Origin of the sequence: Arthrobacter sp. PAMC25564 (genome assembly GCF_004798705.1) — a bacterium.
Classification (GTDB): domain Bacteria; phylum Actinomycetota; class Actinomycetes; order Actinomycetales; family Micrococcaceae; genus Arthrobacter.
Genome location: NZ_CP039290.1, coordinates 2,937,195 through 2,950,912 on the forward strand (window position 1 = coordinate 2,937,195; position 13,718 = coordinate 2,950,912).

Consider the following 13,718-nt stretch of genomic DNA (forward strand, 5'->3'; position numbering starts at 1 on the left):
CCCGCCGCCCGTGGTCCTGCCGACTCCCCGTCCGTCAGTTCCGCGGCCCGGTGCCATTAAGATGACGTCAAATCTTGGCACCGCCGCGTATCGAAAGTGTTAAGACCGCTCTCCCGAACGGTCTGCGGTGGTCCCATGGAATTAGAGGTCCCCGCAGCCATCCTGGCTGTCACCCGGCGTCCTCGGCAGGAGCAGTACCGCAATGAACGCTACCCCGACCCCGACCCACGCAGCCCCGGCCGGCCCCGAAGAACCCGCGGGGCACACAGCTGATTACGTGACAGTCGATGACGGCGGGTCGTTCTCATATCACCCGTCCCAGACTGCGCTGCTTGCCGGATTTGAATACATCGACGAGGCCGCTTGCATCATTGACCGCACCGGCACCACCTTCGACCTGGCCATGGACGCGGACCGCCATCTCCGCCTTGGACCCTCTTTCGGTCCCGTCGAGTTCAACTGGCTCCGCAAGGCATGGCTTGACGAACAACGCCGGCATCCGCGCGACCATCCACTGCACCGCTTCTACCCGTCCGCCAAGGACGCCGTGCTGGCCGAAGTATTCGAAATCCTCGAACTCGAGCGCGGCCCGGTTTCCGCGCCATGGACCCTCACCAGCGACGGCAAGGTCTCACATCCGGCGACTCTGCCAGACGTCGGCCGCCAACTCGCTGGAAACAAGCGCCTGGCACATATCTTCGTTGAGGACCCTTTCGGGCACATTTACCGGCCCCTCCGGCACAGGATGCACGCGATGTTCCCTCTCGAGCGCGGTTACTTCTATTACGTCGAAATCCCCAGGCCGACTGGGCAAGCAGCCTGAGAAGTACGGGACGCCCGCGCGGACAGCTGGGCGCGCCGATAGATGACGAACTCCGCCACCGCCAGGTTGATGACCCATCCGCCCCCAGGGGAACCGCCCGGGTCGGTTCCTCGGCCGGGCCGACAAGGAGCATCCAGGGGATGCCAATCACGGCCTGGGTTCCCGCGGCGACGCCGATTGCGTAGCCGCGCGTCATCCACGCGCCGTGCGAAACGAAGTCCCTGAGCAGGACCGCGAGCAGCCCCAGGACGATGCCCGCCAGCATGGCCGAACCGAAGACGAGCCGGAGGACGAACAGGGCGATGCCGTCCCTGGCCGGGAGCGGGTAGAAGGCTGACATCCACAGGCCGGAGAGGGCCGCGAGCAGGCCGGCGGGTATGAGAATGCGGCCGGCGATGCGGTGCCAGCCGCGCCGGCCTCGAAGTGCGGGAACGAACTGGAACGCGCCGAGCAGGCTGTACACGGTGACGCTGGAGATGTGGGTCACGACAGGGACCGGCGAGGATGACTCAGCAGCTCGCGGCCCGCCGGACCCCCTGAACCGGGACCGGGTGCTGCACGCCGCCGTCGCGCTCGCTGACGACGCAGGCATCGAGTCGCTCAGCATGCGCCGGCTGGCCCAGGAGCTCGGCGTGGTCCCGATGGCGCTCTACAAGCACGTCGCCAACAAGGAAGAACTTCTCGACGGCATGGTCGACGTCGTGGTCGGCGAGATCGACCCCCCGGTCCCCGATGCCGGCTGGCGGAGCGCGGTCCGGCTGAGGGTACTCTCCGCAAGGCGGGCACTGCAACGGCACCGGTGGGCCCGCCAGGTGGTCGAATCGCGCACCAACAAGACGCCGGCAGTCCTCGATTACATGGACTCGTTTACCGGCATGTTCCTGGCCGGCGGCTTCTCGGTCGATCTCACGCACCACGTGATGCATGCCATCGGGGGCCGCATGTGGGGATTCACCCAGGAGTTGTTCGACGACCCGGCCGGTCCGAAGACGGAGGCGCCGGCGGAGGTACCCCCGGCGGCCCGGGCCGCCATGCCCCGGCAGATGGCCGGGCGCTATCCGAATATCGTGGCTTTCGCCACATCCATGACCCACGACGGCGGCGCGGTCGTCGGGCACGGCTGCGACGACCAGTTCGAATTCGAGTTCGCCCTGGATCTACTCCTCGACGGCTTTGAGCGGCTTCACGAGCAAGGCTGGACATCGAAGCAAGCGAAGCTGGAGCGTGGATAGCCGGCGTCCACAAGGAGCGCAGCCAGGCATCACCCCGATGGAGGACGCTCCTACTCGGAAGCCTTCGCATAGTTCGTGGCGCCGAACCAATCGACGGTCACGACCGTTTCGTCACCGACCACCCAGGCGTCGTGCCCCTGAGGGAGGCTCGTGACGTCGCCGGGACCTGCGACGAACTCGGTTCCGTCATCCATGCGTATGGCCAGCCGCCCGGAGACGTGGTACTGGAAATGCGGCGCCTCGCAGCTCTCCGTTCCGGCGATCGGCTTAACGTCGTTCGACCACCGCCAACCCGGCTCCAGAGTCAGCCGACCGACAGTGCCATCACCCATGTTCAGAATCTCGGCCTTGCCGTGAGGAAAGGTCCGGGTCTCGCTGGGCTTGCCAAAGTTCTCGTGCTCCACAGTGTTCATGTCTTGCATTTTCCTCCGGAACCGTGGCCCGCACCACAGCATTTAATTCGCCGGATCTAATTCGCCGGCGCCACTACATCCTCCAGCATCGACCTGTCGAAAAAGCGGATTTCGCCCGTCGCCTGGAAAAACACCGGAACTACCGACGTATTCGGGTCCTTCGAGGTTTCGTAGATCTCGGGCGCGCCCCCGTGTTTGCGCGCAATGGTTCCAACCAGTTCGGTGCCGCGAACCCGGACGGTCCGATATTTGTAGCTCATTTGAACCCCTTCGTCAGTTCGGACAAACACTACTCCTGGGGACGCTGGCCTGGCCCGGTCAGAAGGCGGGAATCGTGAAGCCGAGGCCCAGAAGGCCTCGCCCCGCCTGCTCGAGAATCGGATCCATGGTCAGGGTCGGGTGGCTGAGCAGAACGCTGACGTCGCGCTGGATCCGCTGCAGCGGCTGCGAAAGCCGGTAGGCGTTCCCTCCCGATCCCGTCATGATGAGACGGACGGCTTCCGCCGATGCCTCGCCGCTGAGCGCCTGGGAGAGCCGGTACCGGGCCCGTTCCCCGTCTGTCATCGTTGACGGCCGACGGCCATACTCGGCAGAGACCACCCGGATGGCTTCTTCCCAGTGCAGCCGCGCGGTGACGACCAGTCCGTAGGCCTGCGAGAACCTTGCTTGCGCGAGCGGCGAATCCGCCTGGCGGTTCTCCACGGCGTTCTTGACCCGGCGCACCATCATCCGCTCGCGGAACAGGTCGACGGCATGCTCGGCGGCCCCCAAGGCTGCGGCGGGCCCCACCATATTCAGCAGCGACGCCATCGGGGTGTGAATGATGGGATCCTCATGGATCCGGCTGCCAGGGTTGTCCGCGGCAGCCAGAAGGTCCCAGTCCAGCGTTCGATACGCCGGGACAAACAGCTTCCCTGCCCTGATGTCATTGCTGCCGGTCCCCCTCAGCCCTGCCGTGTGCCAGACGTCCAGCAACTCGACCTCGGACATCGGGACCAGGCACTGCAGGCGGACGTTGTCATGCTGCGCGGCCAGCAGGGCCCACTCGGAATGCATCACCCCGGAGGCAAAGGTCCACCGGCCCGAGATCAAGTACCCGCCCGGGACCTTCTCGGCGACACCTGCCGGGGCCCCGGTGGCAGCAGCCAACGGCGCCGGACCGTTCGCGAAGACTTCGTCCTGAACCTCCCGGGGCCACCGTGCAAGCATCCAGGCGTGCTCGATCAGATGACCAACGGTCCAGGCCGTGGAGGGGCATCCCTGGCCAAGCCGGCGCACGACCTGGACATAGGTCTCCAATCCCATGCCAAATCCCCCGACGGCCTTCGGGGAGAGCATGCCGAAGACTCCTGCCTCCTTCAACTCCTCCATCGTCGCGTCCGGAATTTGGCGAATGCGCTCCGTTTCCTCGGCCCGCTCCCGGAGGCGGGGAAGGAGTTCGTCAACGCGGGCGAGCAGGTCCTCGGGAGTGGGGACGGCCGCCGGCGTCGAAGTTGTCATGGTGGGTGCGGGATCGGCGCGGAAGGCGGTGATGCGGGGGTCCTGTCGGATTCCGGCGGCGGCCGGGAGCTCCAGGGTATGCCCGGTATGGTCGCGTTTTGCAGCCAGGTAGCGGTGGTTGGCCGGGGACAGGTGCACCCCGGTGGGGACCTGTGCGGCGACGCCGATGCCTAGGTCGGTGAGCTGGGCGGCTTTGTCCGGGTTGTTGCTGAGCAGGCGGACGGTGGTGGCGCCGAGGGCGCCCAGCATCTGCGCGGCGGCGGTGTAGTCCCGCTCGTCCTCGCCGTGGCCGAGTGCCACGTTGGCTTCGTAGGTGTCCAGCCCGGTGTCCTGCAAGGCGTAGGCATCGAGCTTGGAGTACAAGCCGATGCCGCGGCCTTCCTGGCGGAGGTAGAGCAGGAACCCGCCGGCGGCGGCGATCTGCTCGACCGCCTCCCGCAGCTGCGGACCGCAGTCACAGCGCTGGCTGCCGAAGACATCCCCCGTCAGGCATTCGCTGTGCAGCCGGACCAAAGGCCCCGAGCCCGCCGGCGCCTGCTGCAGCAGCGCCTGCTCCCACTCGCCCAAAGCGAGCAGCAGGTGTTCCCTGCCGTCTGCCAGCCCGTGGAATGTCAGGACCTCGGCGGTAGCGGTGAAGCCGTCCGGGAAGCGCAGCGGCACGGTAACCTGGCTGCGCACTGTGGCAGGCGCGGCACCCAGCGGCGGCACGGTGGTCTCAGACAAAACGGTCATCTCGGGTCCTCAGGCATTCGATAAGAAAGGGTCAGGCGGCCAGCCAACGGCCGGCGGATCAGAAGGAGCAGGGCCCGAACCGGGCCAACCCCAACCACTGGAATTTTACTTCAATGTTCAACTTAAACTTATAAGCCATTAGTTCATGATGCAAGTGATTTGACCACCATTACACTTCATGCGTGAAGTTTCTTGGGCTATTCTTTGGCTATGGATACCCCCGTGGACGCCCGCTGGCTGACAAGCGACGAGCGTCATGCCTGGCTCACGCTCGTTGGCGTGGTGATGCGGCTGCCCTCCACGCTGGACGCGCAGCTGCAGCGCGACGCCGGGCTCACCCACTTTGAGTACATGGTGCTCGCCGGCCTCTCCGAGGCCCCCGGCCGCACACGCCGGATGAGCGACCTGGCCGGCTTCACCGAATCCGGGCTCCCCCGCCTGTCCCAGGTCGTGGGCCGGCTCGAGAAGCGGGGCTGGGTACGCCGTTCCCCCGACCCCTCCGACGGCCGCATCACGCTGGCTGCCCTCACCGACGACGGATGGGAGAAAGTCGTTCAAACAGCCCCCGGGCATGTCGAAGCCGTCCGCGCCCTCGTCTTCGACCCCCTCACGAAGGCACAATCACGCCAACTGGGCGACATCGGGCAACGCATCCTGCACGCCATCGACCCGGACGACCGCTGCCTGCGCACCACCGATTAACCCGCGCGTCTTCCCAACGCCGCCCGCATGTTGCCGCGCCAGATAAGTCCGCGGTGCTCAAAATGCCGTACCGCTGTTGGCGCTGTCCAAGCGGACCGTGGCCTCCTGATAGTTCTCCTCGTTCTTTTCTTCGCGCAGTTCATCGTGCGGAAGCCCGCCCGGGAGCGAACCCCTGGCGAGGCCGAGCAGGATGATATGGCGTAACGGCGGCTGTCCGTCCGGTGCGGCCGCCACCCCGGCGGAAGCCGGATGCACGATTCTGGCGCTGGCCATCTCGTCGATGCCGGACGCTCCGGCCGCGCCCAGCAGGGCAATGGCCATAGCCGCAAGGCCAGGAACCATGATCTTCTTCCAGATCCCCGTCGTTGATTCCCAAAACCTCATGGACCAACAGTGGTCCAGCCGCCTTGGCCAATGGCCGGATACGCCTGTGCCCAGGCTGTGAATGCCGCCCCGATTGATCCGACGCCGGTCATGTGGCAAGGGCTGCGCTAGGACGGCGGCGGGGTGAAGGAGCCGCGCTCCTGGTCCCGGCAGCAGCGGCGCAGGCGGAATGCAACCGCAAAAATCCACGCCATGAACGTGACGAGCAGTACGCGCTGCACGGCCCCCTTCCATTCGAACAGCCCGCTCCCAGGCTGCTGGCTGATCTTCAGGACGCCGATCCCGAGGGTGAGCACAAGGCCGCTGAACAGTGTCCACCCGGCCAGGGAGCGCCACACGGGGTCCCCGTGGAAACGCCGGTGGAAGACGAAGCAACTGAGGGGCGCAAGCGTGAAGACGACGGCGCCGAAGATGCCGTGCACGAAGCCGTGCAGACTGCTTTGCTCGAACATCGCCGACGGGTCGGTGGTAAATGGTCCGGACGCGATCAGGCTGACTCCAATGCTCTGCACTAGCACCGGCCCGGCCCGGGAGGCCGCTCCGGTGCTGAAGTGAGCGGCGAGGCCCCGGCCGAACGCCACCACCAGGGTGCCTGTGAGTACGAAGTTCAGGATCTGGACCCAGCCCTGGGGACCGAGCGACAGCTCGCTGACGAACATGCGCGTCGGGGAGTAGCCTGGGTCCAGCCACCCGAGAACGGTGAAGCCGGACACGAACAGGACCGGCCCTGTCATGCCCGCCACCGCGGCCTGCCCGACGCGCCGGCGTCGGGCCGCCGCGTGGCCGGGGAATGGGCTCGAGGTCACGTAGGGAAGCCTATCCGCACACACTGGAGGGCGTATTGTCCACATACCGACCGAACTGACGAAGGGAACATTCCGTGGCACGCATCTTCATCACCGGCTCCGCCGACGGGCTCGGCCGCGCAGCAGCCCGCACCCTCCTGGGCGAGGGCCACGAGGTCGTCCTGCACGTCCGGACGCCCGAGCGTGCAGCCGCCGTCGCCGATCTCACCGCACGGGCAGCAGGCGTCGTCGTCGGGGATCTCAGCAGCGCGGTTGAAACCATCGCCCTGGCCGACCAGGTGAACAGCATCGGGAGGATGGACGCTGTCATCCACAACGCCGGCACCTATCTGGAGCCGGAACGGGCTGCGACGCCCGAGGGCCACGCGCGGACCGTCGCCGTGAACACCCTGGCGCCCTACATGCTCACCGCACTCATTGAGCGGCCCTCCCGCCTGGTCTACCTCAGCAGCGGAATGCACCGGGGAAGCAGCAGCTCACTGCACGACGTCGACTGGACCGAGCGGCGGTGGAGTGCAGGCGAGGCGTACGCCGAGAGCAAGCTGTACATCGCCGCGCTCGCCCTGGCGATCGCGCGCCACTGGCCGGAGGTGTTCAGCAATGCCGTGGATCCAGGCTGGGTCGCCACGAAAATGGGTGGCCCCGGCGCTCCGGACGATCTGGAAATGGGGCACCTCACCCAGACCTGGCTCGCCGCCAGCAACGATCCGGCCGCGATGGTCAGTGGCGGCTACTGGTACCACCGGAAACGGGGAATGCCCGCGCCGGTTGCCCTTGACCCCGGCTTCCAGGACCAGCTCCTGGGCCGACTCGCTGAACTCACCGGCATCCCGCTCTTCTGAACCGCACCTGCCGACGCCGGGAGCGGGGGGGCTCCCGTGGTTGTGCTAGATTTCGGCCCATGATCTCGCAGCCGACACCACACAACCCCGACGGGCCCGCTGCCGCCGCCGTCGGGCTGCTGGCAAGGCAGGGCTATGAGGCAACGTCCGTTGACGAACTGGCGGATGCCGCGGGCATGAGCCGCAGCACGTTCTTTCGAAAGTTCGGGTCAAAGGAGGATGTCGTCTTCGCCGACCACGAGCGGATACTGGCGCGGGTGACCGACGGCCTGGCGGAAACGATGCAGGAACCACTGGCAGCAATCGAGGACGCGGCGCTGTTGGTTTTCAATCACCACTTGCGGAACCGGGAAACGTCGCGTGCCCGGTATGAGCTGATGCAGGCCGTGCCGGCCCTCCGGGATCGGGAGCTGGTCACCTCGCACCGGTACGAGAGGGCGTTCCTGCTGCACCTGCTGGATAAACTGCCTGACGGCGAGCATCGTGAATACAAGGCTGTAGCCTTCGCCGCAGCCGCAGTCGCCGTGCACAACGCCTTCCTCCGGCGGTGGCTCCGCTCGACACAGGACGCCCAGGAAACAGAGATTCGGGCCGACCGGGAGAAGGCTGCGGCACTCGCGGACGAACTCCATGCCCTCTCCGAGATCTTCCGGCCGGCACTGTTGGGGCCGATCACCCCCGCGCACGCTTCCCCGGCCGTCGTCGTGACCGTACTTACTGCGGGCGCCGACAAGGACGCAATCCTGAAGGCAGTCCGTGACGCCCTGCCCTGAATCGCAGATACGGATCTTTTGACACTGCGTTCCTTGACATGGAACTACGATTCAAAGCATCCTTGGTCGATGTGGTGTGAGCCACAGCGCGTCGGCGACTGGTACCCGGCGCCGAGACAGAGGACGAATAAATGACGACGACGTCACCCGATTCCGGCTTCACTGCCACAGATGCTTCAGACCATTTTCCCGTCGGCACCGTAGAACCCGGCTACGTCCTGACGGAGGCCCTGGGCACGGACCCGGCGTCCGTGTTCGCCGGTATCAGCGACGAAGACCGCGGCTATTGGAACCGCGCCCGCCACTTCGTCCAGAACGAGGTTCTGCCCGCAATAGACAGCTACTGGGAGCGCGCCGATTACCCGCTGCACCTGGTCAGACGCCTTGGCGAACTGGACCTGCTGCGTGACGGAGTGCAGGTGGAAGGTTTCGCCCCGATGAGCAGGATGGCGGCCGGCCTGGTGAACATGGAAATCAGTCGCGGCGACGGCTCCGTTGCAACCATGATCGCGGTTCAGGGCGGTCTTGCCCTGCGGTCCATAGCGGAGTGCGGGTCTGCCGAACAGAAGAAGCGGTGGCTTCCGGCGGTCGCCGCCGGCAAGGAATTCGCTGCGTTCGCGTTGACGGAACCTACCCACGGCTCGGACGCGGTGGCTCTGGAATCCACGGCCACCAGCACGGCCGGCGGTTACCTTCTGAACGGCGAGAAGAAATGGATCGGCAACGGCTCCGTCGGTGGAGTGAGCGTGGTGTGGGCCAGGGGCGACGACGGCCAGGTTCACGGCTACCTCGTGCCGCAGGACTCCCCCGGCTACGCGGCCACAACGATTGAAGGCAAGCTTGCCTTGCGCGCCATCTGGCAGGCCCACGTCCGGCTGGAGAATGTCTTTGTCCCCGAGGAGAATGCCCTGCCGGGGGCGGGGTCCTTCAAGGACACGGCGCGTGTGCTGCTGGCCACCCGGCTGGGCGTCGCCTGGTCCGCCGTCGGGCATGCCACAGCCTGCTACGAAACCGCGGTGCAGTACGCGAAGCAACGCGTGCAGTTCGGCCGGCCGCTGGCGGCCTCCCAGATCGTGCAGGAACGACTGGCACGGATGCTCAGCGAACTGGCCACCATGCAGCTGATGGTGGTTCAGCTCACCCGTCTCGATGAAGACGGGTTGCTCACACCCGAACAGGCATCACTCGCCAAATACACCTGCACCCGTATTGCCCGCGCGATTGCCTCCAATGCGCGGGATCTCCTCGGAGGCAACGGCATCCTGCTGGCAAACCGCGTCGCCCGCCACCTCGCCGACATCGAGGCCATCCACACCTATGAAGGCACCGAAACGATGCAGGCCCTGATCATCGGGCGCGGTATCACCGGCATCTCCGCCTTCGCATGATCCACGCCGTGTCGGCGTCGCCGCTCTCTGCGGCGGCGGCGGCCAGGGCGACGCCCCGATCCTGAAGGCGTGACCATCCCTACCAAGAAGCAGGCCATGAATACCAACAATCCCGCAGAGGGCTTCGGAACGATCTCCGTGGCAGCCATCCTGGCCGAGTCCGCTCGAAGGACCCCGGACCGCACCGCGCTGATCGTCGGTGAGGAGGAAACCAGCTACGGCGATCTCTGGCGTGAGACCCGCGCCTACGCCGGGGCACTGCGGGCGCGCGGCATCGGCCCCGGCGATGCAGTTGCCGTGCTGATTCCCAATGTTGCGGACTTCGCCCGCGTCTATTTCGCGGTCCTGTCGCTGGGAGCCATTGTGGTTCCGGTGCACGCACTGCTCAAGGCACGCGAAATCGAATACGTGCTCCAGGACAGCGGCGCCACGTTGCTGATCTGCGCAGCGCCGCTGCTGAAGGAAGGGGCTGCCGGTGCCAGCAGCACCGGCGTCGAACTGCTGACCGTGATGGCGCCCGACGACGGCGGGCTGCCGCGGCTCGAAGGCGAGGCCGCTGCAGCCGAGCCAATCCGCACGTACGTCCCCTGCCGGCCCTCGGACACCGCCACCATCCTCTACACCTCCGGCACCACCGGCAAACCAAAGGGCGCTCTCGGCACTCACTTCGCCCTAGTGGAACAGACTTCCGTCATTCTGACGTCCGTCATGGACTTCCGGCCAGGCGACGTCCTCTTCGGCGGGCTGCCGCTGTTCCACACCTTTGGCCAGACAGTTGTCCTCAACGCGGGACTCCGCGCGGGCGCGACCATCGTCATGATGCCCCGCTTCAGCGGCGAGGGCGCCCTCAAGCTGATGGCCCGGCACAACGTGAACATCTTCGTCGGGGTGCCGACCATGTATGTCGCGCTACTTGAAGCGGCAAAGACGGTTCAAGTCCGCCCGTCCGCCCTGCGCTACGGCATCTCCGGCGGCGCATCCCTCCCGCTGGTTGTGATGGACAAGTTCCGCGACGTCTTCGGCGTGGAAATCCACGAAGGCTACGGCCTGACCGAAACCTCCCCCGTCGCCGCGTTCAACCACGTCGGCACCCCGCCCCGGCCCGGCACCATCGGGGTCGCCATTTGGGGCGTTGACATCGAAATTGCCCGCGCCGAAACGGTCGAGAGCATCGAGTTTCTGCCCCCGGGTGAGCTGGGCGAGCTCGTCGTGCGCGGACACCTGCTGATGAAGGGCTACCTCAACCGGCCCGAGGACACCGCCGAAGCAATCGTCGACGGCTGGTTCCGCACCGGGGACCTCGGTACGAAGGACGACGACGGCTACCTGACAATCGTTGACCGAAAAAAGGACATGATCATCCGCAACGGCTACAACGTCTACCCCCGCGAAGTTGAGGAAATCCTCCTCACCCACCCGCAGGTGGTCAGCGCCGCCGTCTACGGAATCCCGCACGAGGTCCACGGCCAGGAAGTTGCGGCCGCGATCGTGCTCGACGCGGGAGCCACCGCCACCGAGACAGACCTGATCGAATTCGCAAGCGCCCAGCTCGCCGCCTACAAGTACCCGCGAGTCGTCAGGTTGCTCGCTGAACTTCCCCTCGGCCCCAGCGGAAAGATCCTGAAACGAAACCTGGCGACCGGATCCGCCGGATCCTAAAAGACCGGGTCCAGTCGCTGACTACGTCAGCGTCCAGGAGCGCTTGGACAGCCCGAACCAGAATCCTTCGATTGCCGTCTTTGCCTGGATGTCGCCGGAGCCGTAGGCTGCGCCGAGGGCGACATACAGCGGTGCCCAGTGCTCGCTTCTCGGGTGTGCCTCGCGGGCGGCCGGTGCCTTGTGCAGGAAGTCGAGGATGGAATCGACGTCGCCGCGTGCCATGGCTTCCTCTGCCCAGTGATCGAATTCGCTGGATGCTGCGGGCGGGGCGCTGTCGGGCCCGCCCGCGGGGTTGAACCAGCGGAGATTGTGCGTGGTGAAGCCGGACCCGACGATCAGCGTGCCGCGGTCCCGGAGCGGCCCGAGCGACTTGCCGAGGTCGAACAGTCCCTGCGGATCCAGGGTCGGCATGGACATCTGAACCACCGGCACATCCGCATCGGGGTACATCTCCTTGAGCGGCACGTAGGCTCCATGGTCCAGTCCACGGCTCTCATCGCGCTCGACATGGTGGCCATGGCCGGCCACGAGCTTCTCCACTTCGGTGGCGAGCTCGGATGCCTGCGGGGCGTCGTAGGCGACGTCGTAGTACTTCTGCGGGAAGCCCCAAAAGTCATACACCAGGCCCGGATTGCGCTTCGTTGCACTCAGGGTGACGGGGGCATTTTCCCAATGGGCGGACACCATCAGGATGTCTTTGGGCTTGTCAAAGGTGCCGGACCAGGCATTGAGTTCGCTGGTCCAAGTGGCATCGTCGGCGAGCGGCGGTGCACCGTGGCTGAGAAAGAGGACGGGAGGGCGGTCAAGTGTCTGCGTCATAACAACATCATACGCCACTTTTATTGAAGCTTCAAGTATCTGTTGATGTGAGCGATGTCTGCCGCGCTGCACGTTTGGGTCCTGCGCCTCCCGGCCACGCGGAGCCATGCACATCGCACCTGCCCTTTTGCCCTCCCATGCCCGCCCTTTTGCCCGGCCGGACCGGTTAACTTCGCGCCGCGGGCATGTTTCAATTCGAATTCCCATCAGTTATTTCGAAGCAGATCCCCGTAGTCGGGCAACGGGTGCCGGCCAAAATGTTTCGCCCGGGTGAATCAACCGAGTGGCCGCACGACATTCATGTTACGTGCGGGTAGAAGGACCCCACAAAGGCGGGTATCCACTACCCGGGTGCGCCGTTCGCCGCTCGCCGTAGGTTGGCCCTACCCGGCAGGCATCGGTTGCCGGCCCGCATGGGAGGCCAAGTGCCTCCCAACGAAAAGTCCGGAGAAACGTCCGGCAAAGCGTCCGGCGGATGCAATCTCTTCGCAGCCCGGCGCATTTCATTTCCGATGAATCTCGATGATGAAAACCACTATCTGGTGAGGGGTAAACATGCGTGCGTTAATAACCGGAGGGGCAGGCTTTCTGGGCTCCCATTTGTGCGAGACATTGCTTCAGCGGGGGGACACGGTGATCTGCGCCGATGATCTCTCCACAGGCCGGCGGAACAATATCGCAGCCTTCTCCGACCATCCGAATTTCACCTTTTTGCAGTGCGACGTCAGTACGTCGCTTCGGCTCAACGGACCGTTGGACGTCCTGGCCCACCTGGCCAGTCCGGCCTCGCCGCCCGACTACCACCGGCTGCCGCTGGAAACCCTGGCCGTCGGCAGCAGGGGCACCGAAAACGCGTTGAAACTCGCGGAGGAAAAGTCCGCGCGCTTCGTCCTGGCCTCCACCAGCGAGGTCTACGGGGATCCGACCGTCCATCCCCAGACCGAGAACTACTGGGGCAACGTCAGCTCCGTCGGGCCGCGCAGCGTCTATGACGAGGCCAAGCGTTTTGCCGAGGCCATCTCGATGGCGTACTCGCGCAGCCGCGGTGTCGATGTGGGCATCGTCCGTATCTTCAATACCTTCGGTCCGCGAATGCGCGCCGAGGACGGCCGGGTCGTGTCCAGCTTTATCGCCCAGGCACTGAACGGCGATCCGCTGACCATCTACGGCGACGGCGGACAGACCCGCAGCTTCTGCTACGTCGACGACCTGGTGCGCGGAATTACCGCCATGATCGACAGCCATGAGTCCGGGCCGATCAATCTGGGCAACCCCGTGGAACGGACAGTGCAGGAACTTGCCGAACTCGTCCTGGAGATCACCGGATCGGCTTCGGCCATCGAATTCCACCCCCGGCCGGTGGATGATCCGAGCCGCCGCCGCCCGGACATCAGCCTCGCGGCCGCGCGGCTGGGATGGCAGCCCCAGGTCTCGACCGAGGAAGGCCTGCTTCACACCATCAGCTATTTCCGCTCCAACGCCGCAGAAGTATCCGCGGCGGCCGGCAGTATTGCCGGCGCCCAGTTCGAGGGAATCCACCAGGCGGGGGCCCCCGCCTACAGCCCGGCCATGGCCAGGCTGGCCTGACTCCCCATCTCCAACCCTTTATCCAGGCTGCGGCCCGTCAGGATCCGCATCCGCCATC

Annotated in this window: 14 protein-coding genes and 1 pseudogene; 8 read left to right on the forward strand and 7 right to left on the reverse strand. The window is 65.7% G+C overall.

Annotated elements, in window-relative coordinates; translation table 11 throughout:
• Nucleotides 1-202 precede the first annotated feature (202 nt).
• A complete protein-coding gene (locus E5206_RS13730; protein WP_136322970.1) occupies nucleotides 203-823 on the forward strand; it encodes a hypothetical protein in 621 nt (206 codons plus the stop codon).
• A 151-nt stretch (nucleotides 824-974) separates the two neighbouring features.
• On the opposite strand, the pseudogene E5206_RS13735 reads toward E5206_RS13730, so the two are convergent.
• Nucleotides 975-1,415 (reverse strand): annotated as a pseudogene (locus tag E5206_RS13735) (DUF2306 domain-containing protein); the annotation flags it as partial.
• Between E5206_RS13735 and E5206_RS13740 the strand changes: the two are divergent.
• Nucleotides 1,300-2,055, forward strand: coding sequence for a TetR/AcrR family transcriptional regulator C-terminal domain-containing protein (locus E5206_RS13740; RefSeq protein WP_136322971.1), 756 nt, complete (start codon nucleotides 1,300-1,302; stop codon nucleotides 2,053-2,055). The pseudogene E5206_RS13735 and the gene E5206_RS13740 sit on opposite strands and share 116 nt — an antisense overlap.
• A gap of 50 nt (nucleotides 2,056-2,105) precedes the next feature.
• Here E5206_RS13740 and E5206_RS13745 read toward each other — a convergent pair whose 3' ends face one another.
• Genes E5206_RS13745 through ribA form a run of 3 tightly spaced genes read right to left on the reverse strand, consistent with a single transcriptional unit; the run spans nucleotide 2,106 to nucleotide 4,700 of the window.
• Nucleotides 2,106-2,468: a cupin domain-containing protein gene (locus tag E5206_RS13745; RefSeq protein ID WP_136322972.1), complete on the reverse strand. Its 363-nt coding sequence runs from the start codon at nucleotides 2,466-2,468 to the stop codon at nucleotides 2,106-2,108.
• Nucleotides 2,469-2,524: 56 nt separating this feature from the next.
• Nucleotides 2,525-2,728: a hypothetical protein gene (locus E5206_RS13750; RefSeq protein ID WP_136322973.1), complete on the reverse strand. Its 204-nt coding sequence runs from the start codon at nucleotides 2,726-2,728 to the stop codon at nucleotides 2,525-2,527.
• Nucleotides 2,729-2,786: 58 nt separating this feature from the next.
• Nucleotides 2,787-4,700 carry a GTP cyclohydrolase II RibA gene (ribA, locus tag E5206_RS19760; protein WP_136322974.1) on the reverse strand — a complete coding sequence of 638 codons (1,914 nt, stop codon included), beginning with the start codon at nucleotides 4,698-4,700 and terminating at the stop codon, nucleotides 2,787-2,789.
• Between the two features lie 210 nt (nucleotides 4,701-4,910).
• Between ribA and E5206_RS13760 the strand changes: the two genes are divergently transcribed.
• Nucleotides 4,911-5,402 carry a MarR family transcriptional regulator gene (locus E5206_RS13760; RefSeq protein WP_136322975.1) on the forward strand — a complete coding sequence of 164 codons (492 nt, stop codon included), beginning with the start codon at nucleotides 4,911-4,913 and terminating at the stop codon, nucleotides 5,400-5,402.
• A gap of 57 nt (nucleotides 5,403-5,459) precedes the next feature.
• Here the strand turns inward: E5206_RS13760 and E5206_RS13765 are convergent, their stop codons facing one another.
• A complete protein-coding gene (locus E5206_RS13765; protein WP_136322976.1) occupies nucleotides 5,460-5,786 on the reverse strand; it encodes a hypothetical protein in 327 nt (108 codons plus the stop codon).
• A gap of 107 nt (nucleotides 5,787-5,893) precedes the next feature.
• Nucleotides 5,894-6,592 (reverse strand): DUF998 domain-containing protein, encoded by a 699-nt coding sequence (locus E5206_RS13770; protein WP_168709343.1) that lies wholly within the window; start codon nucleotides 6,590-6,592, stop codon nucleotides 5,894-5,896.
• Between the two features lie 74 nt (nucleotides 6,593-6,666).
• Between E5206_RS13770 and E5206_RS13775 the strand changes: the two genes are divergently transcribed.
• The 4 genes from E5206_RS13775 to E5206_RS13790 all read left to right on the forward strand — a co-directional run bounded on the left by E5206_RS13775 (nucleotide 6,667) and on the right by E5206_RS13790 (nucleotide 11,254).
• Complete coding sequence (locus E5206_RS13775) at nucleotides 6,667-7,434, forward strand: SDR family NAD(P)-dependent oxidoreductase (RefSeq protein ID WP_136322978.1); 768 nt, start codon at nucleotides 6,667-6,669, stop codon at nucleotides 7,432-7,434.
• A 59-nt stretch (nucleotides 7,435-7,493) separates the two neighbouring features.
• On the forward strand, nucleotides 7,494-8,207 hold the full coding sequence (locus tag E5206_RS13780; protein ID WP_136322979.1) for a TetR/AcrR family transcriptional regulator: 714 nt from the start codon (nucleotides 7,494-7,496) through the stop codon (nucleotides 8,205-8,207).
• Between the two features lie 131 nt (nucleotides 8,208-8,338).
• On the forward strand, nucleotides 8,339-9,595 hold the full coding sequence (locus E5206_RS13785) for an acyl-CoA dehydrogenase family protein (protein WP_136322980.1): 1,257 nt from the start codon (nucleotides 8,339-8,341) through the stop codon (nucleotides 9,593-9,595).
• Between the two features lie 96 nt (nucleotides 9,596-9,691).
• Entirely contained in the window at nucleotides 9,692-11,254 is a 1,563-nt protein-coding gene (locus E5206_RS13790) for a long-chain fatty acid--CoA ligase (RefSeq protein WP_136324148.1), read from the forward strand.
• Between the two features lie 21 nt (nucleotides 11,255-11,275).
• Here the strand turns inward: E5206_RS13790 and E5206_RS13795 are convergent, their stop codons facing one another.
• Nucleotides 11,276-12,073 (reverse strand): class III extradiol ring-cleavage dioxygenase, encoded by a 798-nt coding sequence (locus E5206_RS13795; protein ID WP_136322981.1) that lies wholly within the window; start codon nucleotides 12,071-12,073, stop codon nucleotides 11,276-11,278.
• A 555-nt stretch (nucleotides 12,074-12,628) separates the two neighbouring features.
• Between E5206_RS13795 and E5206_RS13800 the strand changes: the two genes are divergently transcribed.
• Nucleotides 12,629-13,660 (forward strand): UDP-glucuronic acid decarboxylase family protein, encoded by a 1,032-nt coding sequence (locus E5206_RS13800; protein WP_136322982.1) that lies wholly within the window; start codon nucleotides 12,629-12,631, stop codon nucleotides 13,658-13,660.
• Nucleotides 13,661-13,718: the final 58 nt, after the last annotated feature.

Coding starts and splice junctions, on each gene's coding strand:
- E5206_RS13765 (WP_136322976.1), bottom strand. CDS start 5,786: ATGAGGTTTTGGGAATCAACGACGGGGATCTGGAAGAAGATCATGGTT.
- E5206_RS13745 (WP_136322972.1), bottom strand. CDS start 2,468: ATGAACACTGTGGAGCACGAGAACTTTGGCAAGCCCAGCGAGACCCGG.
- E5206_RS13795 (WP_136322981.1), bottom strand. CDS start 12,073: ATGACGCAGACACTTGACCGCCCTCCCGTCCTCTTTCTCAGCCACGGT.
- E5206_RS13750 (WP_136322973.1), bottom strand. CDS start 2,728: ATGAGCTACAAATATCGGACCGTCCGGGTTCGCGGCACCGAACTGGTT.
- E5206_RS13800 (WP_136322982.1), top strand. CDS start 12,629: ATGCGTGCGTTAATAACCGGAGGGGCAGGCTTTCTGGGCTCCCATTTG.
- E5206_RS13790 (WP_136324148.1), top strand. CDS start 9,692: ATGAATACCAACAATCCCGCAGAGGGCTTCGGAACGATCTCCGTGGCA.
- ribA (WP_136322974.1), bottom strand. CDS start 4,700: ATGACCGTTTTGTCTGAGACCACCGTGCCGCCGCTGGGTGCCGCGCCT.
- E5206_RS13780 (WP_136322979.1), top strand. CDS start 7,494: ATGATCTCGCAGCCGACACCACACAACCCCGACGGGCCCGCTGCCGCC.
- E5206_RS13785 (WP_136322980.1), top strand. CDS start 8,339: ATGACGACGACGTCACCCGATTCCGGCTTCACTGCCACAGATGCTTCA.
- E5206_RS13740 (WP_136322971.1), top strand. CDS start 1,300: ATGTGGGTCACGACAGGGACCGGCGAGGATGACTCAGCAGCTCGCGGC.
- E5206_RS13730 (WP_136322970.1), top strand. CDS start 203: ATGAACGCTACCCCGACCCCGACCCACGCAGCCCCGGCCGGCCCCGAA.
- E5206_RS13760 (WP_136322975.1), top strand. CDS start 4,911: ATGGATACCCCCGTGGACGCCCGCTGGCTGACAAGCGACGAGCGTCAT.